The sequence below is a fragment of the Polynucleobacter alcilacus genome, from assembly GCF_018881545.1.
Taxonomy (GTDB): domain Bacteria; phylum Pseudomonadota; class Gammaproteobacteria; order Burkholderiales; family Burkholderiaceae; genus Polynucleobacter; species Polynucleobacter alcilacus.
Genome location: NZ_JACVQD010000001.1, coordinates 1366691 through 1392395, shown reverse-complemented (window position 1 = coordinate 1392395; position 25705 = coordinate 1366691). Strand labels below are relative to the sequence as shown.

The 25705-nt window shown below is 44.6% G+C and carries 32 protein-coding genes; 5 read left to right on the top strand and 27 right to left on the bottom strand.

What is annotated here, in order from left to right; all coding sequences use genetic code 11:
• The first annotated feature begins 126 nt into the window (after positions 1 to 126).
• Positions 127 to 1842, top strand: coding sequence for a tetratricopeptide repeat protein (locus ICN45_RS07180; RefSeq protein WP_216174873.1), 1716 nt, complete (start codon positions 127 to 129; stop codon positions 1840 to 1842).
• Here the strand turns inward: ICN45_RS07180 and ICN45_RS07175 are convergent.
• Both ICN45_RS07175 and ICN45_RS07170 read right to left on the bottom strand, forming a co-directional pair.
• Positions 1839 to 3818, bottom strand: coding sequence for an O-linked N-acetylglucosamine transferase, SPINDLY family protein (locus ICN45_RS07175; protein WP_216174871.1), 1980 nt, complete (start codon positions 3816 to 3818; stop codon positions 1839 to 1841). The two genes, ICN45_RS07180 and ICN45_RS07175, sit on opposite strands and share 4 nt — an antisense overlap.
• Before the next feature lie 130 nt (positions 3819 to 3948).
• Entirely contained in the window at positions 3949 to 5268 is a 1320-nt protein-coding gene (locus ICN45_RS07170) for a porin (RefSeq protein WP_216174870.1), read from the bottom strand.
• Between the two features lie 208 nt (positions 5269 to 5476).
• On the opposite strand from ICN45_RS07170, the gene ICN45_RS07165 reads away from it, so the two are divergent.
• The gene (locus tag ICN45_RS07165) at positions 5477 to 6940 is read left to right on the top strand and encodes a tetratricopeptide repeat protein (protein ID WP_216174868.1); all 1464 of its coding nucleotides are present in this window, start codon (positions 5477 to 5479) and stop codon (positions 6938 to 6940) included.
• Here ICN45_RS07165 and tatC read toward each other — a convergent pair.
• From tatC to hisI, 8 genes are all read right to left on the bottom strand, one after another.
• On the bottom strand, positions 6916 to 7695 hold the full coding sequence (gene tatC / locus ICN45_RS07160; RefSeq protein WP_216174866.1) for a twin-arginine translocase subunit TatC: 780 nt from the start codon (positions 7693 to 7695) through the stop codon (positions 6916 to 6918). The two genes, ICN45_RS07165 and tatC, sit on opposite strands and share 25 nt — an antisense overlap.
• Before the next feature lie 30 nt (positions 7696 to 7725).
• Positions 7726 to 8202 (bottom strand): Sec-independent protein translocase protein TatB, encoded by a 477-nt coding sequence (tatB, locus tag ICN45_RS07155; protein WP_216174864.1) that lies wholly within the window; start codon positions 8200 to 8202, stop codon positions 7726 to 7728.
• Positions 8203 to 8239: 37 nt separating this feature from the next.
• Entirely contained in the window at positions 8240 to 8479 is a 240-nt protein-coding gene (gene tatA / locus ICN45_RS07150) for a Sec-independent protein translocase subunit TatA (protein ID WP_216174862.1), read from the bottom strand.
• A gap of 16 nt (positions 8480 to 8495) precedes the next feature.
• Positions 8496 to 8852 carry a histidine triad nucleotide-binding protein gene (locus tag ICN45_RS07145; RefSeq protein WP_216174860.1) on the bottom strand — a complete coding sequence of 119 codons (357 nt, stop codon included), beginning with the start codon at positions 8850 to 8852 and terminating at the stop codon, positions 8496 to 8498.
• A gap of 2 nt (positions 8853 to 8854) precedes the next feature.
• Positions 8855 to 9244: a phosphoribosyl-ATP diphosphatase gene (locus ICN45_RS07140; RefSeq protein ID WP_216174858.1), complete on the bottom strand. Its 390-nt coding sequence runs from the start codon at positions 9242 to 9244 to the stop codon at positions 8855 to 8857.
• An 18-nt stretch (positions 9245 to 9262) separates the two neighbouring features.
• Positions 9263 to 9658, bottom strand: coding sequence for a type II toxin-antitoxin system VapC family toxin (locus ICN45_RS07135; RefSeq protein ID WP_255531119.1), 396 nt, complete (start codon positions 9656 to 9658; stop codon positions 9263 to 9265).
• Complete coding sequence (locus tag ICN45_RS07130) at positions 9658 to 9921, bottom strand: antitoxin (protein WP_439650783.1); 264 nt, start codon at positions 9919 to 9921, stop codon at positions 9658 to 9660. Before ICN45_RS07130 ends, ICN45_RS07135 begins: the two co-directional genes overlap by 1 nt.
• Positions 9922 to 10004: 83 nt before the next feature.
• Positions 10005 to 10394, bottom strand: coding sequence for a phosphoribosyl-AMP cyclohydrolase (hisI, locus tag ICN45_RS07125; RefSeq protein WP_216174856.1), 390 nt, complete (start codon positions 10392 to 10394; stop codon positions 10005 to 10007).
• Between the two features lie 134 nt (positions 10395 to 10528).
• Here hisI and ICN45_RS07120 point away from each other — a divergent pair, with 134 nt between their 5' ends.
• Complete coding sequence (locus ICN45_RS07120; RefSeq protein WP_216174854.1) at positions 10529 to 10711, top strand: type II toxin-antitoxin system HicA family toxin; 183 nt, start codon at positions 10529 to 10531, stop codon at positions 10709 to 10711.
• Between the two features lie 10 nt (positions 10712 to 10721).
• Entirely contained in the window at positions 10722 to 11114 is a 393-nt protein-coding gene (locus ICN45_RS07115) for a type II toxin-antitoxin system HicB family antitoxin (RefSeq protein ID WP_216174852.1), read from the top strand.
• Positions 11115 to 11122: 8 nt separating this feature from the next.
• Here the strand turns inward: ICN45_RS07115 and hisF are convergent, their stop codons facing one another.
• From hisF to hisB, 4 genes are read right to left on the bottom strand one after another with little or no spacing between them, the layout of a single operon-like run.
• Positions 11123 to 11881 (bottom strand): imidazole glycerol phosphate synthase subunit HisF, encoded by a 759-nt coding sequence (hisF, locus tag ICN45_RS07110; protein ID WP_216174851.1) that lies wholly within the window; start codon positions 11879 to 11881, stop codon positions 11123 to 11125.
• Positions 11881 to 12642: a 1-(5-phosphoribosyl)-5-[(5-phosphoribosylamino)methylideneamino]imidazole-4-carboxamide isomerase gene (gene hisA / locus ICN45_RS07105; RefSeq protein WP_216174850.1), complete on the bottom strand. Its 762-nt coding sequence runs from the start codon at positions 12640 to 12642 to the stop codon at positions 11881 to 11883. Before hisA ends, hisF begins: the two co-directional genes overlap by 1 nt.
• Before the next feature lie 17 nt (positions 12643 to 12659).
• Positions 12660 to 13322: an imidazole glycerol phosphate synthase subunit HisH gene (hisH, locus tag ICN45_RS07100; RefSeq protein ID WP_216174848.1), complete on the bottom strand. Its 663-nt coding sequence runs from the start codon at positions 13320 to 13322 to the stop codon at positions 12660 to 12662.
• A gap of 49 nt (positions 13323 to 13371) precedes the next feature.
• Positions 13372 to 13959: an imidazoleglycerol-phosphate dehydratase HisB gene (gene hisB / locus ICN45_RS07095; protein ID WP_216174846.1), complete on the bottom strand. Its 588-nt coding sequence runs from the start codon at positions 13957 to 13959 to the stop codon at positions 13372 to 13374.
• A 116-nt stretch (positions 13960 to 14075) separates the two neighbouring features.
• Between hisB and hisC the strand changes: the two genes are divergently transcribed.
• Positions 14076 to 15143, top strand: a complete 1068-nt coding sequence (gene hisC / locus ICN45_RS07090) for a histidinol-phosphate transaminase (protein ID WP_216174844.1) — start codon at positions 14076 to 14078, stop codon at positions 15141 to 15143.
• A 26-nt stretch (positions 15144 to 15169) separates the two neighbouring features.
• Here the strand turns inward: hisC and hisD are convergent, their stop codons facing one another.
• From hisD to ICN45_RS07025, 13 genes are read right to left on the bottom strand one after another with little or no spacing between them, the layout of a single operon-like run.
• Positions 15170 to 16495 (bottom strand): histidinol dehydrogenase, encoded by a 1326-nt coding sequence (gene hisD, locus ICN45_RS07085; protein ID WP_216174842.1) that lies wholly within the window; start codon positions 16493 to 16495, stop codon positions 15170 to 15172.
• Positions 16496 to 16525: 30 nt separating this feature from the next.
• Entirely contained in the window at positions 16526 to 17152 is a 627-nt protein-coding gene (gene hisG / locus ICN45_RS07080; RefSeq protein ID WP_216174840.1) for an ATP phosphoribosyltransferase, read from the bottom strand.
• 20 nt (positions 17153 to 17172) lie between these two features.
• Positions 17173 to 18447, bottom strand: a complete 1275-nt coding sequence (gene murA / locus ICN45_RS07075; RefSeq protein ID WP_216174838.1) for a UDP-N-acetylglucosamine 1-carboxyvinyltransferase — start codon at positions 18445 to 18447, stop codon at positions 17173 to 17175.
• Positions 18448 to 18493: 46 nt separating this feature from the next.
• On the bottom strand, positions 18494 to 18742 hold the full coding sequence (locus ICN45_RS07070; protein ID WP_216174836.1) for a BolA family protein: 249 nt from the start codon (positions 18740 to 18742) through the stop codon (positions 18494 to 18496).
• Positions 18743 to 18760: 18 nt separating this feature from the next.
• Positions 18761 to 19549 carry an ABC transporter permease gene (locus ICN45_RS07065; RefSeq protein ID WP_216174834.1) on the bottom strand — a complete coding sequence of 263 codons (789 nt, stop codon included), beginning with the start codon at positions 19547 to 19549 and terminating at the stop codon, positions 18761 to 18763.
• Positions 19546 to 20298 carry an ABC transporter ATP-binding protein gene (locus ICN45_RS07060; RefSeq protein WP_216174832.1) on the bottom strand — a complete coding sequence of 251 codons (753 nt, stop codon included), beginning with the start codon at positions 20296 to 20298 and terminating at the stop codon, positions 19546 to 19548. The genes ICN45_RS07065 and ICN45_RS07060 overlap by 4 nt, the downstream gene beginning before the upstream one ends.
• A gap of 4 nt (positions 20299 to 20302) precedes the next feature.
• Positions 20303 to 20560, bottom strand: a complete 258-nt coding sequence (locus ICN45_RS07055) for an STAS domain-containing protein (protein ID WP_216174830.1) — start codon at positions 20558 to 20560, stop codon at positions 20303 to 20305.
• A 15-nt stretch (positions 20561 to 20575) separates the two neighbouring features.
• On the bottom strand, positions 20576 to 21217 hold the full coding sequence (locus ICN45_RS07050; RefSeq protein ID WP_216174828.1) for an MlaC/ttg2D family ABC transporter substrate-binding protein: 642 nt from the start codon (positions 21215 to 21217) through the stop codon (positions 20576 to 20578).
• Between the two features lie 60 nt (positions 21218 to 21277).
• The gene (locus ICN45_RS07045) at positions 21278 to 22039 is read right to left on the bottom strand and encodes an MlaA family lipoprotein (protein ID WP_216174826.1); all 762 of its coding nucleotides are present in this window, start codon (positions 22037 to 22039) and stop codon (positions 21278 to 21280) included.
• Complete coding sequence (gene mlaD / locus ICN45_RS07040; RefSeq protein WP_216174824.1) at positions 22036 to 22518, bottom strand: outer membrane lipid asymmetry maintenance protein MlaD; 483 nt, start codon at positions 22516 to 22518, stop codon at positions 22036 to 22038. The genes ICN45_RS07045 and mlaD overlap by 4 nt, the downstream gene beginning before the upstream one ends.
• 21 nt (positions 22519 to 22539) lie before the next feature.
• Positions 22540 to 23337, bottom strand: coding sequence for a lipid asymmetry maintenance ABC transporter permease subunit MlaE (mlaE, locus tag ICN45_RS07035; protein ID WP_216174822.1), 798 nt, complete (start codon positions 23335 to 23337; stop codon positions 22540 to 22542).
• Positions 23337 to 24188 (bottom strand): ABC transporter ATP-binding protein, encoded by an 852-nt coding sequence (locus ICN45_RS07030; RefSeq protein WP_216174820.1) that lies wholly within the window; start codon positions 24186 to 24188, stop codon positions 23337 to 23339. The genes mlaE and ICN45_RS07030 overlap by 1 nt, the downstream gene beginning before the upstream one ends.
• A 10-nt stretch (positions 24189 to 24198) precedes the next feature.
• Positions 24199 to 25662, bottom strand: a complete 1464-nt coding sequence (locus ICN45_RS07025; protein WP_216174818.1) for a glutamate synthase subunit beta — start codon at positions 25660 to 25662, stop codon at positions 24199 to 24201.
• Positions 25663 to 25705 lie beyond the last annotated feature (43 nt).

Genomic DNA, 25705 nt, shown 5'->3' with positions numbered 1-25705 from the left:
ACTATAGCTTATTTATACAGTGTAATATCACCTAAATAATGCTCTAACTAGGGTTTAGCCTTAGAACCACAACAATCATCGAGATATGTAACAACATGCATACGCCATCTAAACCCAGTCCAGATTATGGATAAGTTTTCAGAACAAATACAAATTGCAGAGCATTGGCTTAAATGCGGAGATCTAGCGCAGGCACAGTCTTTATTGGAATCAATCGTTAGAGAGAGCCCCAAATCTGTTCCGGCGACTAAACTTTTGGCGTCAATTTTGGCTTATGAAGGCAAATTACAGGAAGCGACTGATCTCCTCTTAAAACTAGTAAGGCATCCAGACTGTTCTGCTTCCATTAAAATTGCCCTGGGAGACCTCTATCTTGAGCAAGGAAATTTTGAGCATGCAGCTTACCATTACACATCTGCGCTAGAAATAGTAGAACCATTTTTTGAAGTTTTGCATAATCTTGGCCTCGCCTACGCCAAATTATTTCTTTTTAAGGAATCCGTTGAACAGTTTAAAAAAGCTAGGCTAATAAACCCTGGCTCATTTGAACTCCAAATTAATTTGGGGGCGGCACTTAAAAATTTAGGTCAATATAGGGAGTCGCTTGAACATCTGCTTGAGGCGGAAAAAATAAGGCCCCATGATCCGCGGGTATGGCTGAACAAAGGAGTCACCTTAGAGGCGCTAGATCGACAGAGTGAAGCTCTTGCCTGCTACCAAACTGCTATCGATCTAGATCCAAGCTATCTTGAGGCCCATTGCAATAAGGCTAATTCCTTTATGGTGACTGGGGAATATGAAGAGGCACTAAAAGCTTTCCATCAAGCCCTTACACTTAAGCCCGATGATCCTGATACTTTATACAATCTCTCGTTTCTTCAGCTTTCTCAGGGAAATTACGCAGATGGCTGGCAGAACTATGAGTATCGTTGGCGTAGAGAAAATGCGCCAAAAAAACCATTTAATCACATCGCCGCACTAATTAATTTGGATGACCTTACTAATAAAAATATTCTGGTTTGGTCTGAACAGGGTCTTGGTGACAGCCTTCAATTTTGTCGCTATATCCCCGAACTCATTGATATGGGTGCTGTCATCACCGTTGCTACTCAACCCCAACTAATCGAGGTTCTTAAAACTTTAAAGGGAGTCAAAAGGGTTATTTCTATTAGCGAAAGATCGCCAGCTGAATGTGATTCTCAAGTTTCAATGCTCAGCCTTCCGTTTCTTTTTGAGCAAGCGCTAATTGCTTCACCATCCAAAGTGCCCTACCTCTTTGCCAACCCAAATAAAACACAGGTGTGGCATAAGCGACTGAAGAATCTGGTGGGCATCAAAGTTGGCTTAGTGTGGAATGGTGGCTTTAGAGCCGACCAACCTGAACTCTGGGCTATCAATGCGCGCCGCAATATCCCATTGGCTACTATCGCAAAACTAAAGGACATTGCAGGAATAAAATTTTTTAGTCTGCAAAAAGGTGAGCCCGCTGAATCTGAATTATTGCAACAAAAAATAACTATTTGGCCAAATGAAAATCTCTCTATTTTTACGCCAGCGCTCGAAACATTTGAAGATACTGCTGCTCTCATTGAAAATCTGGATCTTGTGATCACGGTAGATACTTCAACAGCCCATTTAGCCGGCGCACTTGGCAAGCCTATTTGGATTTTAAACCGTTATGACGCCTGCTGGCGCTGGTTAATCAATCAAGAAACGTCTCACTGGTACCCAAGTGCCAGATTATTTAATCAGCCTACCCCAGGAAATTGGGATGCTGTAATGGAAATGGTGGGAGTAGCGTTGCGAAACTGGGTTTCTTCACACCCCACAAACTGTAACTAGGAAATATATAGGTGATCGGGCAATAATCTTGCCTGATATCGCTCATATGCCATGAGATACCCCTGCTCAATATGCTTAGTAAATAGCGGGGTATCAAAAAGTGGTGTTGTTAGGCGATTTATCATCAGTCTATCTTTTATAGCTCTAAGTTCATGCCGATTTTTGGCTAAGCTTATTGCCTTTTGCTCATATTCTTCTAGAGTATCAGTAATTAAATCAGGCAACCCAACCGCATTTAAGAGGCTGGCAGCCACTCGTGCAGCAAATGACCTGCCAATCAAAGTTAATACTGGCAATCCGGCCCATAGCGCATCACTAGCAGTGGTATGCGCGTTACAGGGACTCGTATCTAGAAATAAATCAGCTAATTCGTATCTAGCAAGATGATCAGCCTGATCCACGCGCCCTGCAAATACCAATCTCGCAGAATCTAAACCCCTTGCCCGAGCTTCTTTTTTTAAATTCTCGATTGCGTATGGGTTATCGCCAAATAGCCAAAGAACGCTACCCTCAACGGCATTCAGAATTCGAACCCAACCATCAAAAACAGTCGGGGTAATCTTATAGTTATTGTTAAAGCAACAGAAAACAAATCCTACTGATGGTAGGCAAAAATCATCGCGTGTTTTTTTATTCTTTGATATGACTCGATGCCTATCATTTACTTGATAGCTATTTGGCATATAGATAATTTTTTCAACTATCCCATTTTGATCTTCTGGAGGTATCAAGATAGGGTCAGCTACGATATAGTCAAAACAGGTTAATCCCATCGTGCCAGGAAACGCCAAGTAACTCACCTGAATTGGCGCGGCACCATACATAAAAATTTGAGGGCGCCCTTCTTGCGTGAACCCCTTCAAATCAATCGCAATATCTATCTCCATCTCACGCGACAAGGCAGCAATCTCTTGATCTGTAAGATGGTCTACCTCGATAAACTGGTCGAAGGCCTTCAGCAATCTCATTCGCATTTCATCTGGTTGATTGCGCCCAAATGCGAAACCTATCACCTCAAACTGTGTTTTGTTATGGCATTCAAATAACTCCGCCATTAAATAGGTTGTGGGATGATTATGAAAGTCGGCTGAAAAATAGCCTAGGCGAATTTTTTTATGTTCAACAGCTTTTAATGGAATGACCCTCTTAATATCTTGTTGGATACTGTGGGCATAAATTCCAATGGCTTTTCTGATCAACAACGGATCATCTAATAGGGTAATCACGTTATATGGCAAAGCCACTTTGCGCCCCTCCCTAATCCCCCGTAATAACTGATCTACTTCATTTGATAAATTGCTCCAATTGCACATTTGTAAGGTGGTTTGCAATAGGGTGCCCAATATAAACATGATCTCTGGGTCTATTTGATAAGCTCTTTCCAGGGTCTGATATGCCAAATCAAAGCGCTTATCCTCCAAATAAATATCGCCTTTACTTAGCAGAGCCTGCAAATGATTGGGATTTAGTTTTAATATTTGCTCATATGCGGCAACTGCTTTTTCATAATCTTTTACAAGAAAATACGTTGTCCCCACTTCTTGCCAGCCCTCTATACTTTCTGGTTGTAATTTGACAGCGCGCTCACTACAAGCGATTGAATGCCCATACTTGTGTAGAAAATTTAATATCTGGGCAGCATTACATAATGTACTGATATCGTCAGGATTAATTAAGAGCGCTTTTTCATAGGAAGAGAGCGCATCTTCATGGCGCCCCAACTCTTTTAGAATATTGCCTCGATTGCTGTGACTTAAATCATTGCTTGGGTTAATTTCAATACTTAAATCAATAAACGCCAGCGCCTTATCCCACTCTTGATTAAAGGCTGCAACTATCCCAAGATAGCGTAATGCTTCTGGATGATTTTTTTCTACTAACAGTGCCTCTAACAATCTGTTTTTAGCTGACGCAAGCCTATTTTGTTGAATTTCTTCAATTGCACCCTGGAGTAGTTTTGCAAATGTGGGACCCATCTCTTGATCTTAATCGAAGTCGTCTGCCAAACAATAATTTCCGTTGATGCAAATAAAAAACCCACCGTGCTACCACGGTGGGTTAATTTACTTACAAACTGATTATTAACTAGCTTACGCTAGCGTCAAATTAGAAAGTATGACGAATACCAACAGCATAGTTGCTGAGGTTAGTAGAGCTTGGGTTAGTTGATGCAGAAGCAGTGGTACCGTTCAAAGTTGTTGGCAATGAAGTATTTGAGGTACCAGTTTGGCCATAGATCGCGTACAAGTTTGTACGCTTGCTGAGCCAGTAGTTCGAACCAATCTGCCATGCAGTCAAGTTAGCAGAGTTAGCACCGTAACCTGTGTAACGTCCCAAACCACCAGAAGCCCAAGCTTCGATTGTTGGAGTGATGTAGCTACGAACACCGATCTGCTGGCCAGTACGCTTCAAGTAGAAGTTGGCGTTTTGTTGAGCATCAACTTTACGAGAGATGTACTGAGCATAGGCCTTCAAGATACCGAAGTCATAAGTTGCAGCAGCGTAGAACTGGTTATCTTGAACGTTTGTACCAGGAGCAGAAGAGCCACCTGCATAACCAACTGTTGGGAAACCAGGAGCAGCTAATGCAGCATCAGCAGTAGTTACGCCAGTAGTTGGCTTGAGTGAGTATGTAGCTACAGAGCTGAACGGTTGCTTAGAAGTCAAAGCTTGGTAGTTAGCAGTTGCATACAACTTATTCCATGTGTAATTAGCACCTAAGCCCCAACCGTTTTGATTGTTGACACCACCAGTTGTATTTGTAGAGGAAAGATTTGTTCCAGTACCAGATGCAACTGTTGTTGTTTGGTTTGTGTTCTTGTTGTTCATCACCCACATTGCATTTACTTGGAAACCAGCAAATGTGTCTGAGTTCAATGACAGTTGGTTGTTCGTACGAACAGCGTATGCAGCACCAGTTGAGTTTTCTTGTGAACCAGCACCTTCAGTAACCGCTGGGTAAACGATGTTACCAGCGATGTTGTTTGCATTACCTGGATCGGTAGCTGCAACAGCGTTATGAATAACAGTGTACTGAGTACCAACAGCGAATTGGCCGATACCGCTCTTTTTCAAACCAACAAAAGTTTGACGGTTTTGTGTGCCGCCAGTATTAACGGCTTGTTGACCTTGTGGTGCTAAACCGAGCTCAACAGTGAAGAATCCAGAAAGACCACCACCTAAATCCTCAGTACCTTTGAAGCCCAAACGTGATGTGGACTCTGCAGATGATGAAAATGCGTTACCTGTAGTTTTGTTAACTGTGCCAGACAATGCACCTGTACTGGCTGAAGGTAAGTTTGCAGCACGTGTGTTGTAACCAACATAACCCATATCCAAGATACCGTATACGGTTACGCTGGACTGAGCTTGAGCAGCAGATGCAAAAGCACCCATAGCTGCAACTGCTAATAGCGATTTTTTCATTCTTTAAATCTCCAAAAATTAAAAGTAATGCCCAAATAAAACCGGGACCTATGAATTTTGCTTGTTTTGCTTCACGAGACTGGTGGTAAGGGTATTTAGGAGTTCTTTTTGCTTGTCAAAAGGTAGTTTTTTGGTTTTCTTCGTTGTATCTCGGCAACAAGCCCTTGGTTTTCCGCCTTCAACCCCCTTTGAATGCGAGAATTGTTAGATGGCAAGTCGCGAATTCTTAAAAATCCTCGGTTCAGCACGCTTAGGTGATGTTTCTGCACAACAAAAATTGGCAAATGCCTATTTGACTGGTGCCTTTAAAACCCCTATACAGCCTTCTAATGCACTTATTTGGCTAGAGAAATCCTATTCATCCATTACAAATCAAGCACTTAAAGATCAATTTTCAAGTCCTGCTGAAATTTATGGAGTTTTAGAACAAATTACCCAAATTCCCCTCTCCGAAACCTTTAACTCACCCGCCTTTGGGTTTGGCTGGGACTCCTTTTGGCAGTTGGCAGAATCAAAAGAGGCGCTTGAATTCAAATTCGCCGCCAAATGGCAAATCGTTGACTTACTGGTAAATCCTCTGAATCAAGAAATGCGGTCTGAGTTAGAGAGTTGGCTAAAGAAAAGATCGAACACCGTCTCCATAGAAAAACTAGCTAAGCTAAATATGAGTGATTTCCAAAAATTAGCAAAAGAGTATTTAGTTGAAATAGCTAATTCGGAAAATCCATTTACGGCCCTGGCCAAAGAATTGCTCATGAAGTTACAACCCAAAAATGAGGCTCTATCTTCTCTATGGAAGACTTGGCTTGAAGAGCAAAATGAAGATGCCTTAATTTCAGCTGCAGAACTTGGATTAACTGCCGCAAAACTCGCCTTAGGTTTGCGCCTTGCACAACTTGATGGAAATGTTCAATCAAAATCAAACGCCTCTCTTAAAAAAGCAGCACACTGGTTAGAGCTTGCTGCGAAGGATGGAGACCGTGATGCTTGGTATGCCTTAGGTGAGATTTATCGACGCCCCCAGTTTTCGGGATACAACGCCTCTGAAAGTGATCGCTGCTTTGATCGCGCCGCAGACCTTGGGCATCCAGAGGCGCAACTCCGCAAGGGTGCCAACCTCTGGCGTAAACGTGAAAAGTCTGATGAGAAAGTGCGCGGACTCCAGGCTTCTTATTGGGTATGGCATGCGCAGCAACAAGGTGTAATAGAAGCAAAAGAATTGCTCAGCAAAATTTTAGAAAGCTGCCAGATCCCATCAAAGAATGCCTGGTTTGAGCTGGCTCATTCAGCAGAGCAAGCAGTCAATCATCATGCAGAACATAAATTAGATGAAGATTGGTTATTGCTTTGTCATCGCATCATTATTGCCAACCAATTTAATTTCACCAAGGCAGAGTTATTGCTTTGCGAGGTTGGGCAGCTGCAACATGAACATTGTGTGGTGGTCGATATTCGTTGGGAACTACCAAAGATATTGCCAAGATTAATTCAGATTGAAACAATTCAGCAACGCCGTGCATTGTTGGCTGCCGGTAAAGCGTTTGCCGGATCTGAGTTAAGTCTAGAAGGTAATCTACGTCAAAGACGCTATCGTTTTGATCAAGTCACTAATTGGTTAGTTGCGACGTTTACTAGCAAACTCAAAAATCAAACGGATGCTGAGCTGGCTTGATCATCCTCAGATGGTTTTGGCACATAGAAGCGTGCAATTAATAAACCCAATTCATACAGCAGTGTCATAGGAACTGCTAAAAGCAGCTGAGATAGGACATCTGGCGGGGTAACTACTGCTGAAATTACAAATGCGCCCACAATCACATAAGGGCGAATTTCTTTCAGCTTAGCCAAGGGCACCATTCCCATTCGAACCAAAACTACCACCACCACTGGTACCTCGAAAGTAATACCAAAAGCCAAGAAGGTAGTCATGGCAAAGCTCAGATAATTATCAATGTCAGTCGACATCTCCGCGCCTAATGGCGCGTTGTAACTCGCCATAAAGTTGAACACGGTGGGGAAAACTAAAAAGTAGGCAAATGCCATGCCAATAATGAATAAAGAATAGCTACTGACAACTAAAGGCAAAATTAACTTGCGCTCATGCATATACAAGCCGGGGGCAATAAATGCCCACAACTGATACATCACCACTGGCAATGCAATGATGAATGCCACTAGCATCGTGACCTTCATTGGCACAAAGAAAGAACCTGTAACGTCAGTCACGATCATCTTGCCGCCTGCAGGCAAGGCTTTTAGCAAAGGTTGCGCAAACAGATGAAATATATCTGGCGCCCAGTAGACCAAGCAAACGAACACCACAATAATTGCTAATGCTGACTTAATGACGCGATCGCGCAATTCAAATAGATGCGAAAGAAAAGATTCTTGCAAGCCGGAATCTTCGGCGGAATTATTTTGCGTCATGCGGAAATGTTTTGAGTGCTTCTATTGATTTTATTTATTCGCAGCATGATGAAAGCGCTTCATTCTGGCTGCTCCCGATTGCACACGGGTGCGAATACCGGCTGAGCGCTTAAACCAGACTGGCCTTGCCGCCCGCCTTACGCCCCAACTATTACGTCCTTGACGCTTCGACTTCAGCAATACCTCTTTTGCATCCAGTGGTGGCTTCTCAAAACTGGTTTCGAAAATATCTGCTTGATCACTTAAGTTGGCCTGCGCTTCTTGAACTGTTGAGTTGATGCTGTTCTCAACCTCTTTTAAGGCAGAGGTACTTTCTTCACGAAATTTTTTGAATTCGTCAATCTCCATCTGACGATTGACTTCAGACTTCACTTCAGCCATATATCGCTGGGCACGGCCAAATAAGTTACCAATCATTCGCGCTACTTTTGGCAAGCGCTCTGGGCCAACTACTACTAAGGCAACTACTGCGATAAGCGCAAGTTTTGAAACACCAAGATCAATCATTTAAACCTGCACGAATTTCTATTTGCACTTTCAATAATTACTTATTGACGTCTTTAGCTTGCACATCAACGGTTTTTTCTGCAGTTGCAGATGCCTGCTGAATTTGCTCTGCAGTTTGCTCTTTATCTTTAGATTCTTCAGGTACTTTCATACCGTCTTTGAAGCCCTTTACGGCACCACCCAAATCTTGGCCAATATTACGTAATTTCTTAGTTCCAAAAACCAGCATCACGATAACCAAAACAATTAACCAGTGCCAAATGCTAAATGAACCCATTCTTAATCTCCTTGGATTATTTTTTCCAGGGACGTGGACCGCCCATCACATGCAAATGCAAGTGATAAACCTCCTGCCCGCCATCTGCACCATTATTCACCATCAACCTAAAGCCACCATCCTTACCGGGACGACAGCCTTGCTCTTTGGCAAGACGCGGTGCTAATTCCATCATTCTACCCAGCAAAGGGGTATCAGTGCTATCCGCAGACTCCAACATAGGGATATGTTTTTTAGGAATTAACAGGAAATGCACTGGTGCAGCGGGGTTAATGTCTTTAAATGCGAAGATTTCTTCATCTTCATAAACCTTCTGAGATGGGATTAAACCTTGAGAAATCTTACAAAACAGGCAATTTGGGTCGTGCAACATCGTCACTCCTTGCCAGATGCTTTTCTGGCTGCCTTCTCTTCGATACCCGAGGTTCCCAGACGACGATCTAATTCTTCAATCACATCCTCTGGACGCAGGTTGAATTGGGATAGCGCTATTAAGCAATGAAACCAAAGATCTGCCATCTCACCCACAAGCAGCTTTTGTTGCTCAACGGCCAAGTTGGCAGTGCGTACATCCTTTGCCGCCATCACTGTTTCAGTCGCCTCTTCACCTATCTTTTTCAAAATTGCATCATCGCCCTTAGAAAAGAGCAATGCAGTATAAGAAGTTTTAGGGTCAGCTTGGCCTGCCTTAAATGCATCGCGGCGTTGATCCACCACATCAGCTAAATGGGCAAATGCAGAGTCTAAATTTTTAATGTTGTCCATGGATACGCTTTAATGGGACTATATCGTCCAGTCCTCTACTTTTAATTTCCGCACTCTTTTAAAGGCTTGATCATTTGTTACGAGCACTGCTCCAAGCTGCGAGGCATGTGCTGCAATTTGCATATCCAGAGGCCCTAGCTTATTACCAGCGCCCTCTAGCTCCGCCCTTAAAAACCCATAATGCATAGCCACATCGCTATTCCACACCAGTACATCTACTCGCCTCAAAAACTCTTGTACTACTTTATGAAGTTTCTTGGCATTCGGCTTTTTAGCCAAGCCATATAGAAGCTCTCCTTCAGAGATTACCGATAAGCATAGTCTATCCATTGGCAGGCTTGCTATTCTCTTACTTACAAGTGGATTTTCCTTGAGGAGACTGCTAACTGTATTGGTATCCAGCATATATCTCATTACTCATTGACCCCGTCAAAAGGGTCTCGGTTTTGGAGTCCTTGATTTCGCTCCTCGGGACTCAAAAAATCTGCTGGAACGTCGGCACCCTGTAGTGCCGAGAAAAAACCATCCCAATTTTCAGGCTTTCTAGACAAAATTAAATCCCCTGTATTCACATCACGGCGAATGAACACCTCTTTTTCTTCAAAACGGAATGCGGCTGGTAGGCGAATTGCTTGACTACGCCCGTTCATAAACACTTTTGCTGTTTGGCTCATCATCTTGACTCCATGATATATATCAAAGTATATATCATTCTAAATCATAACAAAGTAAAAATAAAGCCTCAAAATAATTACTTGAGTCAGGTTTTGCTGATCTTGAGCCAACTTGAGCTTACTGAATCCCATTGCAGAAAGAAGCAACTATGCTCGCCAGTGTGACAAGCAATGCCATCTTTTTGCTCAACCAGCAACAAAATGGTATCGCCATCGCAATCCAAGCGAATTTCTTTGACCTTTTGAGTATGCCCAGATTCTTCGCCTTTATGCCACAGCTTTTGGCGTGAGCGCGTCCAGTAGACTGCCTCACCCAAACGTATGGTTTCCAAAAGAGCCTCGCGATTCATCCAGGCCATCATCAAGACGTCGTTGCTGCCAACCTCTTGTGCAATCACTGGTACCAGGCCCCGCTCATTCCAGGCAACAGACTCTAAAAAAGCTATATTTTGGGTTTTTGTATTTGAATCAGACATTGCCCCAATTTTGACAGAATTACGTAGCCATAAGCAAATAAGCACTCGGCTCGACCTTCTGCAATACCCTGTCTCGTGTCATGGACACAGCCCTATTTTGTGTGTATGATGTGTATGGTATTTATAATTTGGTAATGAATAGCAAAGAACTGATCAAAGTATTAGAAAAAGATGGGTGGGTATTGCGTGGCATAAAAGGCTCACATCATGTTTTTAATCACCCCTCTAGATCTGGCCATATAACCGTTCCCCACCCCAAAAAGGATCTGGGAATTGGATTGGTTCAAAAGCTACTCAAACAAGCAGGAATTCAATAGAGGAGTCATGATGAAATATCCAATTGCAATTGAACCGGGTGGCGATAAGCTGGCATGGGGTGTAATCGTCCCTGATTTACCGGGATGCTTCTCGGCAGCGGATAGCGGAATTGATGAAGCCATTGAGAATGCCAAAGAAGCAATCGAGCTTTGGATTGAAGCAGCATTAGATGCAGGTAAAGACATACCTAAAGCCAGCTCTATTACTGATCTGCAAAAAGAGGGAGGCTTCAAAGGATACATTTGGGCAATTGCTGAGATTGACCCAGCCTTGCTGTCGGACGATATCGAAAGAGTCAATATTTCCTTGCCGAAAAGAGTACTAGCAAGATTGGATGCAAAAGCCAAGTCAGCTGGTGAAAATCGTTCTGCTTTCATCGCGCATCTGACGATTAGCGCATAAAAGACTGGCTACAGTCTTACGGGAATCCCCTGGGACGCCATATATTCTTTTGCTTGCTGCACAGTGTATTCACCATAGTGAAAAATACTGGCGGCCAAGACTGCATCAGCATGACCTTTGGTAATGCCATCAACCAAATGCTGCAAATTACCGACGCCACCCGAAGCAATCACCGGAATAGAAACGGCATCGCTGACTGCCGCCGTTAACGCCAAATCGAAACCATCTTTACTGCCATCTCGATTCATACTCGTCAATAGAATCTCACCTGCGCCACGTTTTGCGACTTCACTAGCCCATGCCACCACATCAATCCCAGTAGCTGTTCTGCCACCATGGGTAAATACTTCCCAATTACCTGCAGCTGTTTGCTTAGCGTCAATGGCGACCACAATACATTGAGAGCCGTAATAGGCGGCAGCATCAGATACTAAATCTGGATTAGCCACTGCGGAAGAATTCATACTCACTTTATCTGCACCAGCATTTAACAAGCGACGCACATCAGCAACAGCGCGCACGCCACCACCAACAGTGAGCGGGATAAAGACCTGAGATGCCACATCCTCAATGATGTGCAAAATGAGGTCGCGCTCATCAGAGGTGGCAGTGATGTCTAAAAAAGTGAGTTCGTCGGCGCCTTGCGTATCGTAACGTTTAGCAATCTCAACAGGATCGCCTGCATCGCGTAGTCCAACAAAGTTCACACCCTTAACAACGCGCCCTGCAGTAACATCGAGACAAGGAATAATTCTCTTGGTTAACACTAGATCATTTTCTTTGCGTATTTAAGCGTTAATTCGTCAGCATATTTTTGAGCGGCAGCTAAATCCAGATCGCCAGCATAAATAGAGCGCCCAGCAATCACACCCATCACGCCTTCTTCTTCAGCCTTACAGAGCGCTTCAATATCTTGATTGTTCGAGAGGCCGCCACTGGCGATAACGGGAATACGGATAGCCTGCGCCAACTTAATAGTTGCTTCAATATTCACACCCTTCAGCATGCCATCGCGACCAATATCAGTATAGATAATGGCTTCTACGCCCCAATCTTCAAACTTCTTGGCTAAATCAAGCACTTCATGGCCGGTAATCTTGCTCCAGCCGTCCGTTGCTACTTTGCCATCGCGGGCATCTAGACCAACCATGACATGACCAGGAAAAGCTGTACAAGCATCTTGTACGAAACCAGGGTTTTTCACAGCAGCAGTTCCAATAATGACGGTGCTGATACCATCATCTAATAAACGCTCAATCGTTTCTAGATCACGAATCCCGCCACCCAATTGAACCGGGATTTCATCTCCCACAGCTTTGAGAATCGATTTAATGGCTGATTCATTTTTAAGCTTGCCTGCAAATGCCCCATTGAGGTCGACCAAGTGCAAGCGACGGGCCCCTTTGCTAATCCAATGCGCCGCCATGGCACCGGGGTCTTCAGAGAAAACCGTGGCCTTATCCATATCACCTTGTTCGAGTCGAACACAGTGGCCATCTTTCAGGTCAATTGCAGGAATCAGCAGCATAACTAAAGGTTAAAGTATTAAGGTTGCCAAGAAACAAAATTTTGATAAAGCCGTAATCCGTATTCTGCACTTTTTTCTGGATGAAATTGTGTCGCAAAAATATTATCTCGCGCCACCGCAGAAGTAAACCAATCTCCATACTCCGTCGAACCAGCTATATCTTCTATGCGCTGCGGTACAACATAGTAGCTATGTACAAAATAAAAGCTGGTTAGGTCCGGAATGCCCTCCCAAAGTGGGTGCTGACGATCTTGCCGCACTTGATTCCATCCCATATGGGGCACTTTATAGACCGATCCATCTGCCTGCTTCTTGCCTGCCAGATCAAAACGGCACACCTCACCCGGAATCACACCCAAACAGGGAGTCCATTGATTATTTCCATTTGCACGCACTTCCGCACTTTGATCAAATAACATTTGCTCACCTACACATACTCCGAGTAGGGGTTTATTTTTGGAGGCTTCTAGTAGAGCTTCTAAAAGCCCAGACTCTTGTAGATGCTTCATGCAGTCTGGCATGGCGCCTTGACCAGGCAATACCACGCGATCTGCAGAATAAATTTCTTCTGGTGTATGCGCAATCAACACATTGTCATCGGGCGCAACATGATGAAACGCTTGATATACGGAGCGAAGGTTGCCCATTCCATAATCAACGATCGCAATGGTTTGCGCCAATTTAGTCTGTCTTTCGCCGTTGTCTTCTAAGCAACTATGGAATGTCTAGTTAGAGACTGCCTTTAGTTGAAGGGACTGTGCCAGATGCTCGTGGATCAATGGTCAGAGCCATGCGTAAAGCGCGGCCAAAAGCCTTGAACACGGTTTCAATCTGATGGTGCGCATTGATACCACGCAGATTATCAATATGCAGCGTTACTCCTGCATGATTTACAAAACCACGGAAGAACTCAATACTCAAGTCAACATCAAAATCCCCTACCCGAGCACGAGTAAATGGAACATTGAATTCCAGGCCAGGGCGACCAGAAAAATCAATCACTACGCGGGATAGGGTTTCATCCAAAGGAACATAAGAGTGGCCATAACGGGTGATCCCCGCCTTATCGCCCACCGCTTTAGCAAATGCCTGACCCAAAGTAATGCCCACATCCTCAACGGTGTGGTGATCATCAATATGGGTATCGCCTTTTGCGACCACCTTCAGATCAATCATGCCGTGACGGGCAATCTGATCAAGCATGTGATCGAGAAAAGGCACTCCAGAGGCTAGCTCAGCCTTACCGCTTCCATCTAAATTGATAGAAATCTGAATTTTGGTTTCCGAAGTATCTCGGGTAACGTCGGCTTGCCGCATGCTTCATTGCGCCGCGAGGCGAAGTGTTGATTGAAGCCTCATAATATCATTCCTAGAAGCAATATAAATACCGATATTGATGCACTTTCTTTTTGATTTTTGACCTGAGAACCCTCATGAGCCGTTTTTGGAGCCCTGTTGTTCAAACACTAACCCCTTACGTTCCAGGGGAACAACCGCAAATGCAGCGGCTCGTCAAACTTAATACCAACGAGAGTCCTTATGGCCCCTCTCCTAAGGCGCTTGCTGCAATTCAGGAACAAAACAATGCGGATTTGCGCCTTTACCCAGATCCCGAAGGCAAAGCCCTCAAACAAGCGATAGCCAAATTACACGGCCTTAATCCCAATCAAGTCTTCTTAGGAAATGGTTCAGATGAGGTATTGGCCCATGTTTTCGCTGGTTTATTAAAACAAGCTAGACCCGTTCATTTTCCAGATATTACGTATAGTTTTTACCCTGTCTATTGCAAGCTATTGGGGATCGAATATCAAACCGTACCCCTTGGCGAACACTTTGAAATTGAAGTTTCAGACTACAAAGTTCCCAATGGTGGAATTATTTTTCCTAATCCCAATGCGCCAACGGGTAGGGCGGTCCCTCCCTCAGAAATTGAAAAACTGCTTTCACGAAATACCGATTCGGTAGTCGTGATTGACGAAGCCTATGTGGATTATGGAACCGAGTCTTGTATTCCACTTCTGCGGGGTGCCACTTGTCCTGAAAATCTTCTAGTAGTTCATACGCTCTCTAAATCACGCGCACTTGCCGGTCTTCGTGTCGGCTTTGCTGTTGGTCATCCAGCCCTCATCGAAGGATTAGAGCGGGTAAAAAATAGCTTTAACTCCTACCCCCTGGGACGTCTTGCGCAAGCGGGTGCGGTTGCAGCGATTGAAGATCAGGCACATCTAGAAGAATCATCAGCGAAAGTCATTCACACTCGAACCAAGTTAGTCGCAGAATTGACTGCGCTTGGATTCGACACACTACCTTCTACCGCGAATTTTATTTTTACGCGCCATCCCAAGCACAGCGGTGAAAAGCTTTATCAAGCTCTACGAGATCGCGGCATTATCGTGCGTCACTTCAAGTCTCCTCGGATTGAAAACTTCTTACGCATTACGATTGGCACAGATGAACAAAGCGGCGAACTTGTCGCCGCCTTAAAAGAAATCCTTACTTAGTTTTAATTCTGTATTCATTTCTGTATTTATTTTTTCAGGCGCATCTCAGCCGCACGGGCGTGGGCTTGCAAACCTTCCCCATGGGCCAGCGTGCTTGCTACAGCACCTAAAGTTTGAGCGCCTGCTTCACTCACTTCAATCATGCTAGAGCGCTTAATAAAATCATACACTCCCAGTGGCGAGGAGAAGCGTGCCGTACGTGCTGTAGGTAAGACGTGATTCGGACCAGCGCAATAATCTCCAAGCGCTTCACTGGTGTAGTTGCCCATAAAGATTGCACCCGCATGGCGGATCTGTTCAGCCCATTTACGTGGATCAGCTGCACAAATCTCTAAGTGTTCTGCAGCAATAGCGTTCGCTATCTCACAGGCTTCATTCATATCCCGCACCTGAATTAACAGGGCACGATTGGTCAAAGACGCTTCAATCACCTTGGCTCTGGGCATTTCTGGAAGTAATTGATTGATGCTTGCTTGAACTTGCTCAATAAAGGCGGAATCTGGACAGAGCAAAATAGATTGGGCTTGCTCATCATGTTCTGCTTGAGAAAACAGGTCCATTGCAATCCAATCCGGATTACTAGAACCGTCACAAAGGACCAAAATTTCTGAGGGACCGGCGATCATATCAATCCCTACCGTGCCAAATACCCTGCGCTTTGCAGCAGCTACATACGCATTGCCTGGGCCCACAATCTTATCTACAGAGGGAATTGTTTGGGTACCATAAGCTAAGGCGCCAATAGCCTGAGCGCCACCAATCGTGAAGACTCGATCTACTCCAGCCAAATAAGCCGCAGCCAATACCAAAGGATTACGAGCCCCATCCGGTGTTGGCACCACCATGATCACTTCAGCTACACCAGCTACTTTTGCTGGAATTGCATTCATCAAGACTGAAGAGGGATAAGCTGCCTTACCGCCCGGAACATAAATTCCAACACGATCTAATGCAGTGACTTTTTGACCTAAGCGTGTGCCATCAGCCTCTTCATACTCCCAAGAGTGGCAACCTGCCTCCTGCTTTTGTTTTTCATGGTACTCACGCACTCTGTGTGCGGCTATGTCCAAAGCGGATTTTTGTTCAATCGATAAAGACTGATAAGCCTGCTCTAAATCTTTGCGAGGAATCTCTAATTCAGAAACGCTGGCAACATTGAGGCGATCGAACTGTTTGGTAAAGCTTAAAACCGCTGTATCCCCTTTATCTTTAACTGCTGCCAAGATCTGAACTACGGTAGCATCAATCGCCTCATCATCACCCATGGGCAAGGAAAGGCTAGCCAGTAGGATTTCTTTGAAACCTACCTCTTGGCTATTGAGGCGCTTAACGTTGATTTGTGCTGAAGGCATTTGAGTAAGGAGGAGTAATGCTTCTGTTAATTACTTCAGCAAGTCAAAAATCGGTTGCAGCTGGGCACGCTTACGTTTGTAAGATGCTTGATTGACTATTAAGCGCGCACTAATATCGGCTATTGGCTCCACTTCTACCAAGCCATTTGCGCGCAGGGTATTTCCTGTAGACACTAAATCCACAATCGCATCAGCTAAACCGACCAAGGGCGCTAACTCCATAGAACCATAGAGTTGAATCGTATCGATATGTACGCCCTTATTTGCAAAGTGCTCGCGAGCGCAATTAACATACTTGGTTGCCACTTTAAGGCGCGAACCTTGCTTCACCGCAGTGGCGTAGTCAAAGCCCTCGCGTACTGCAACAGACATTCTGCATTTGGCAATATTCAAGTCAAAAGGAACATATAAGCCATCTGTACCTTTTTCCAGCAAAATATCTAAGCCCGCTACACCGAAATCCGCACCACCAAATTGAACGTAAGTTGGTACATCAGAAGCACGAACAATGATTAAACGAACATCCGGATTGGAGGTCTCAATAATGAGTTTGCGTGACTTTTCTGGATCTTCCAGCGGCACGATACCGACCCTGGATAGGATCTCAGCCGTCTCTTCGAAGATGCGCCCTTTGGAGAGGGCTAAAGTCAGTTTCATGGACTAATTATCCATCAGGCTTACTTTATGCGCTCAATCTTTGCACCTAAGAGCGTTAATTTCTGTTCCATACGGTCATATCCGCGATCAAGGTGATAGATCCGATCAACCTGGGTTTCCCCTTGAGCAGCTAAACCTGCTATTACCAAACTCGCAGAAGCACGTAAATCGGTTGCCATCACTACAGCGCCTGATAGCTTCTCAACGCCCTGTGCAATCGCCGTATTTCCCTCAATTGCTATATCGGCACCCAAGCGATTTAATTCTTGTACATGCATGAAGCGATTTTCAAAAATAGTTTCCGTGATGGTTGAGCTTCCACCAGCAACTGCATTTACTGCCATTAATTGCGCCTGCATATCAGTTGGGAATGCCGGGTATTCAGAGGTACGGAAACTCACTGCCTTGGGACGCCCTTGCATAGAAGCCTTGATCCAATCAGGACCGACTTCCATTTGCAAGCCAGCCTCTTTTAGTTTCGCAATCACTGCATCCAAAGTTTCGGGGCGGCAATGTTTTACTAAGATCTCACCACCAGCAGCGGCAACTGCACACAAGAAAGTGCCAGCCTCAATACGGTCCGGAATTACTGAATGCTCAGCACCATGCAACTTTTCAATTCCTTCAATCACGAGACGATCGCTACCAATTCCAGAAATCTTTGCACCCATCTTTACCAATAATTCAGCTAGATCACCCACTTCTGGTTCGCGCGCTGCATTTTCCAAAATCGTCGTGCCAGACGCTAGAGTCGCCGCCATGAGCAAATTCTCAGTGCCGGTAACCGTAATCATGTCCGTCAAAATCGATGCGCCCTTTAAGCGATCTGTTGTTGGATTTGTCTCCGCTTCGATATAGCCACTCTTAATGTGGATACTCGCCCCCATCGCCTTTAGGCCCTTGATATGCTGGTCTACAGGACGAGCCCCGATGGCGCAACCTCCTGGTAAAGAGACCCTGGCGTTATGCATTCTGGATAAAAGCGGGCCCAGCACCAAAATAGAAGCGCGCATGGTTTTTACCATCTCATACGTTGCCTCTGAACTCTTGATGACTGCAGCACTCAGAACTAAGTGGCTAGGATCAGCGGGATCTGGAAAATTCACCGTCACGCCAATCTCTTGCAACAGCTTGAGCATGGTCCGCACATCCTGCAAATCCGGGACATTACGCAGCACGACTGGCTGATCTGTTAGCAAACAAGCACACAGAATTGGTAAGGCAGCATTCTTAGCGCCCGCGATGACTACCTCACCATTAAGAGGAGTACCACCAAGCATTCGTAATTTATCCATGAAACGATTCCAGTAAATACTTTTTAATGAGAGTTAAATGCGGTTGTTATGAAACTGAGTTCTGCGCAAACTCTTCCGGTGTAAATGCTTTAATGGATAAAGCATGTACCTCAGCCTTCATGCGGTCGCCCATGGCGCCATACACTAGCTGATGACGTTGTATCAAACGCTTACCTTCAAATTCAGGACTCACAATAGTGGCAAAGAAATGTTGGCCGTCGCCATCCACCTTCACGTGGGTGCATTGAATTCCCTGCTGAATATAGTCCTCAATTTGTTCTGGGGTTGGCAACATCTTTTTCTCCTTTAAAACTTAATATCTGAGCTTATAGCCCTTTTGTAACAAGCGTAAAGCAATCACTGAAACCACAATAAAGAAAAAGACCACGATTGCTAAGCTATTCCAAGGCGAGATGTCAGAAACCCCAAAGAAACCATAACGGAAGCCATCAATCATGTAAAAAAATGGATTGAAATGGGATACAACTTGCCAAGCTGGTGGCAGAGAATGAATTGAGTAGAAAACGCCCGATAGCATAGTAGCCGGCATGATGATGAAGTTTTGAAAGGCGGCCAACTGATCATATTTATCAGCCCAGATGCCAGCAATGAGACCAAGACTGCCTAAAATACCGGCCCCCAAGAAGGCGAATGCCAAAATCCATAAGGGGTATTCCAAGGACGGTAAGGCGAACCAAGCAGTGATTAAAAATACGCCTAAGCCCACAACGATGCCACGAAATACTGCCGCCAAAATATAGGCTGAATAAAATTCAAAGTGGCTTAAGGGCGCTAATAAAACAAATACCAAGTTGCCTGTCACCTTTGACTGTATTAAAGAAGAGGAAGTATTTGCGAAAGCATTTTGCAAAACACTCATCATCACTAATCCTGGAATTAAGAACGCCGTATAGCTCAGTCGCCCATATACCTCTTTACCTTCAAGCACATGACCAAAAATCATGAGGTATAGCACTGCGGTAAGCACTGGTGCAGCCACCGTCTGAAAGGCTACTTTATAAAAACGCTTTACTTCCTTAAATAGCAAAGTAGGAAAACCACTGCCGTATTCTAGTGGGGGTGTATTCAGTCCATGTTTCATAAAGCCCCTCCGGACATGATGTTGACAAAGACCTCTTCTAAATCGGTTTTACCTTCGCCATCTTTTTTTACAGAACCATAGCGGGTTAACAAATTTTCCGTGGTATCTAAAGCAACGATCTTGCCCTGCTTCAGCATCGCAATACGCTGACATAAGGCCTCGGCTTCTTCTAAGTAGTGTGTAGTCAACACAATCGTATGGCCATCCTGATTGAGTCGACTAATGAATTGCCATAAAGACTGGCGCAACTCCACATCTACACCAGCAGTTGGTTCATCCAAAATAATGACTGGGGGTCTGTGTACCAGTGCTTGAGCAACTAAGACACGGCGTTTCATACCACCAGATAAGGCCCGCATATTGCTATCTGCCTTTGAGGTCAGATCCACGTTGGCCAAGATCTCATCAATCCACGCATCGTTATTTCGAATTCCGAAGTAGCCCGATTGAAAGCGCAGCGTTTCTCGGACTGTAAAAAAAGGGTCGAAGACTAACTCTTGCGGTACAACGCCCAACATGCGGCGTGCTTCACGAAATGATTTCTGTACATCGGCACCCATGATGGCAGCATGGCCTTGGCTAGCCCTAACCAGACCAGCCAGAATAGAAATTAAGGTAGTTTTGCCAGCACCGTTTGGCCCGAGTAAGCCAAAAAATTCACCGGCCTCAATCGTTAAAGAAACATCATCTAAAGCTTGCAGTGCTCCGTATTGTTTAGATATATTTTTAATTGAAATTGCAGGCTGCATGCTATTACAAACCCAGCAATGCAGAAACACCGTAGACACCAGCTAATACTTTTAACTTTTCTGGAGCATGCTCAATAGAAATAGATTGTCCTTCAATCTGAAGCTTTTTCTGCCAGGCTAATAAAATCGTTAACACTGTGGAATCAAAATCTGCGAGTGAAGAGCAGTCCACTGTACTTAAATTCGCCACATTCAATAAGCCTTCTTTTTGTAACTGCAAGGCATTAACTTGATTTACTGTCCTGGGTAAAGAAAAAGGCATCTTCAAATATCTAAATTAATTAGCAGGCTTAGCGGTTGCCAATTGCTTGTTACGTTCTTGCAAAAACTTCACAAGACCTTCAACACCATTTTGACTAATCTGATTGGCGAACTGGTTGCGGTAAGCCTCAACCAGCCAAACGCCCATGATGTTCATATCGTAGACTTTCCAGCCATTGGTGGTCTTCTCCAGACGATAATCGAGGGGGACAGGATCACCACGACCAATCACTACAGTCTTAACAATTACTTCCTTATCATCAGGGGCGGCACGCAGGGCTTTGAATTGAACTGTTTGATCTCGGAGCTGACTTAGGGCACCCGAGTATGTCCGAATCAATAAATTTTTAAACTCCGTTATCAGTTGTGCTTGTTGCTCAGGGGTGGCTTTCTTCCAATTGGGACCCATTGCCATTTCTGTAGTACGACGCATATCGGTGTACGGAACAATTTTCTTTTCGACCAAATCTACGATCTTCGGGATATTCCCTTTTTGAATATCCGGATCCGCCTTTACTGAAGTCATCACGTCTGTAACAACCATTTTGATCAACGCGTCTGGAGCTGTTGCTTGATCAGGTGTTTGAGCAAAAATAGCGCTCGAGACTAAGAGCAAACCCGCCGCTAAGCACTGAATAAATCTTTTATCGCTGTTCATATCCCGTTATCTCGTATTTCTAAGGTTGAGGCTAATTTTAGCCCCTTCTGTCCAAATGATTTATTGGTAAGGATTTTCATAAACTGGCATGAGAGGCTCTTCATCATCACGCCCCTCATTAATCTGATATTCGCGTCTTTGAATATAAGCATCACGCATAAAGCTGTACTTATCAATTGCTGCGCCATCCAATAAATCGCCTGCTTCGTAATAGGTATTTCGGGCGTTCACTACACGCAAACCAGTAATACTGTTTCTTAAAGCGACATTGGGCATGATGCTAAATAGGTAATCGGACTCTAAGTCTGCAACCGTACCGAAAGTATCTCGAACATTGCTTGGGCCAAAGAAAGGCAAGACAACATAGGGCCCAGCTGGTACACCCCAAACCCCTAATGTTTGTCCCCAATCCTCTTTGTGCTTTTCAAGTCCACCAGGGGTCGCCAAATCAATCAAACCACCTAGACCCATGGTCGTATTGACCACCACTCGCATCAAGTCATTGAATGCATAGTCCGGCTTGCCTTGTAATAAATTAAAGAGGGCCGTATAGATATCACTATAGTTACTGAAGAAGTTATAAATTCCCTCGCGCACGAACTCGGGCAATATAAAGCGATATACAGCGACCGCTGGCTTTAGCAAATAAGCATCTAGGCCTTCATTAAATTCAAAGACAGAGCGGTTAAAAGGCTCCCATGGATCGTGGGGGGAAGGTTCAACCCCTGCAGGAATTGATGCACAGCCCATCAACACAGCGGCACAGCTAAGCAAAGTCAATTGCTTTATTTGCCTTTTGAGCTTAGCTACCCACAAAATCATTTTGCTTGGCCCTTTTCTTGGCCGCTATCAGCTGCTTTGTTATAGAGAAACTGACTAATCAGATTTTCCAAAACAATGGCTGATTGGGTCTGGGTAATTTTTCCACCATCAGCTAAGAAGTCATCAGAGCCGCCAGCCTCAAGCCCAATATATTGCTCGCCCAGCAAACCTGAGGTCAAAATTTTGGCTGCGGAATCTGTTGGGAATTTATAAGACTCTTCAATAGTCATCACAACCGTTGCTTGGTAGGTTTTATCGTCAAAAGAAATATTTGCGATGCGCCCAACCACTACTCCCGCGCTCTTTACTGGAGCACGTGGTTTTAAGCCGCCAATATTATCAAAGCGTGCAGAAACTTTATAGGTTGGCGCAAATGAGACTGCATTCATATTACCGACTTTTAATGCGAGAAATAAAGCGGCCAATAAACCAATGGCAACAAAAATTCCTACCCAAATGTCAATTGCGCTTTTTCTCATAAGAGCCCCAGTTTATTCTTTCTAATTTGAAAACATCATTGCGGTTAGCAAGAAATCTAATGCTAAAACCGATAAAGAAGAGATCACTACCGTCCTGGTAGTGGCTTGTGAGACGCCCTCAGGTGTTGGTTTCGCTTCATAACCTTGGTAGAGAGCAATAAATGTGACTGCGACACCAAACACCATACTTTTAATGAGGCCATTTCCAATATCTGAAAAGAGATCAACCCCGCCCTGCATTTGTGACCAAAATGCACCAGAGTCCACCCCAATTAAGGGAACACCTACCAAATAGCCCCCCATCACGCCTACTGCTGTAAAAATAGTGGCCAAAATCGGCATAGAAATAATGCCCGCCCAAAGTCTTGGTGCGATTACGCGGCTAAGGGGGTCTACCGCCATCATTTCCATAGCGCTTAATTGCTCACCGGCTTTCATCAAACCGATTTCTGCAGTTAATGAAGTTCCAGCGCGCCCAGCAAATAAAAGAGCTGTGATTACTGGGCCAAGTTCACGAGTCAATGACAAGGCAACCAAGAGTCCAAGCGCTTGCTCTGAACCATAACGATTCAAAGTGTAATAACCCTGTAAGCCCAATACAAAACCGACGAATAATCCAGAGATGGCAATGATGACAAATGAATGGTTACCAACAAATAGAATTTGATCGATCACTAAGCGTGGGCGTTTCAATAAAAAACCAGAACGCAAAACTACTGCGGCAAACATCCGCGCAGCTAATCCCAGACTCATCAGATTACGACGTACAAAAAATCCAAGATCGCCAAATAAATTAAGGGCTCTATTAAGGATGGTCATTAAACTCTTACTCCAAAATCTTCTTCCAAGCTCTGGCCTGGGTAGTGAAAAGGCACGGGCCCATCCGGAGCTGCATCTAAAAACTGTCTGACAAAAGGATCTATGGAGTGACTTAATTCTTCAGGAGTACCTTCGGCACCAATACGCCCATTGGCAATAAAGTAAACATAGTCTGCTATTGCAAAAGTTTCCTCTACATCATGCGTGACTATCAAGCTAGTGGCCCCGAGTGCATTGTTTAAATCGCGTATCAATCGCGCCGTAATCCCCAAAGAGATTGGATCTAAGCCTGCAAAGGGCTCGTCATACATGATCAAAGGAGGGTCTAGAGCAATGGCTCTAGCCAGTGCGACTCGTCTTGCCATACCCCCAGAAATTTGTGAAGGCATCAAATCGCGCGCACCACGCAAACCCACTGCATTTAATTTCATGAGCACCAGGGAGCGCAATAGTTCTTCGCTTAAATCAGTATGTTCACGTAATGGGAAGGCCACATTTTCAAAGACACTTAAGTCGGTAAACAAAGCGCCAAACTGAAAAAGCATCCCCATACGTCGGCGAGCAGCCATTAGCTTAGCACCGCTCATCTTGCCAATATCTTGGCCTTCAAATAAGACCTGGCCAGATTGAGCGGTAAATTGTCCGCCGATTAAACGCAGAATGGTGGTCTTACCACAACCAGACCCGCCCATTACAGCAACGACTTGGCCGCGACGAAACTCCATATTGAGTCCAGATAAGATTTGTCTTTCGCCTGGAGCATAGGAGAAGTTGACGTCCTGAATTGAAACAACAACTTCGCCTGCAAATGGCTTGATTGCATCCAAGGAGTTGAGCTGGCTACTATTCATATCCTCGATATTATCGAGGTAAAACAGATGACCCCATTAAATACTGGTCTACTGCTTGAGCACATTGGCGACCTTCGCGAATTGCCCAGACAACTAAAGATTGTCCGCGGCGCATATCACCAGCTGCAAAAACCTTAGAAACGTTGGTTTGATAGGCATTTTGGCCATCTACAGTCGCTTTGGCATTGCCACGAGCATCTTTTTCAATACCAAATGCATTGAGAACCTGCTGCACTGGAGATACAAAACCCATGGCTAAAAGGACTAAATCTGCTTTGATTTCAAATTCAGTATTTGGAACTTCTGCCATTTTTCCGTCTTTCCACTCCAAACGGACGCCAATCAGTTTTTCAACTTTGCCGTTTTTACCTTCAAAACGCTTAGTGCCAACCGACCAGTCCCGCTCACAACCTTCTTCATGAGAAGACGATGTACGTAACTTGGTTGGCCAATAAGGCCATACCAAAGGCTTGTTTTCGACTTCAGGTGGCTGTGGAAGCAACTCAAACTGCGTAATTTTTGTAGCACCATGGCGATTGGAGGTGCCAACACAATCTGAGCCAGTGTCGCCACCACCAATAACCACGACATGTTTATCTGTTGCTCGGATTTCGTTTTTGAAATCGCCTGCATTCTCTTTATTCTGGGGAATTAAAAAATCCAATGCATAGTGAACACCAGATAGTTCGCGACCTGGAACAGGAAGATCGCGTGGCTGCTCAGCGCCACCAGTAATCACTACAGCATCAAAATCTTTCATTAACTGCTCAGGCGAAACGGTTTTAGTGGAGTAATTTTTTACTTCGATCCCCATCGCCTCTTTGCCAACAAAAACGCCAGTTTCAAATTTCACGCCTTCAACCTGCATCTGCTCGACACGGCGATCAATAAGCCACTTCTCCATTTTGAAATCAGGGATGCCATAACGGAGTAAGCCGCCAACGCGATCATTCTTTTCGAATACCGTCACATCATGTCCAACGCGCGCCAATTGTTGGGCTGCCGCCATACCTGCAGGACCGCCGCCAACAATTGCCACCTTTTTCCCAGTCTTGGTTTTGGGTGGTTGAGGCTTAACCCAGCCGCTTTCCCAGCCTTTATCAATAATGGCGTGCTCGATTGACTTGATACCAACGGCATCACTATTAATAGCTAGAGTGCAAGCAGCCTCGCAAGGTGCGGGGCAAATACGGCCCGTGAACTCTGGAAAGTTATTAGTTGATTGCAATACATCTAAAGCATTCTTCCAGTCATCATGGAAAACCAAATCATTGAAATCGGGAATGATGTTATTGACTGGGCAACCGCTATTACAGAACGGAATACCACAATCCATGCAGCGCGCACCTTGCACCTTAGCCTCTTCATCGGTTAAAGCGGCAACAAACTCTTTGTAGTGGTGGAGGCGTTTAACGGGCGCTTCATATGTTTCATCAACCCGTTCAAACTCCATAAATCCAGTGACCTTACCCATATCTAATCCTTAGTATCTTTTCTTAATATCTGTATTCATTAAG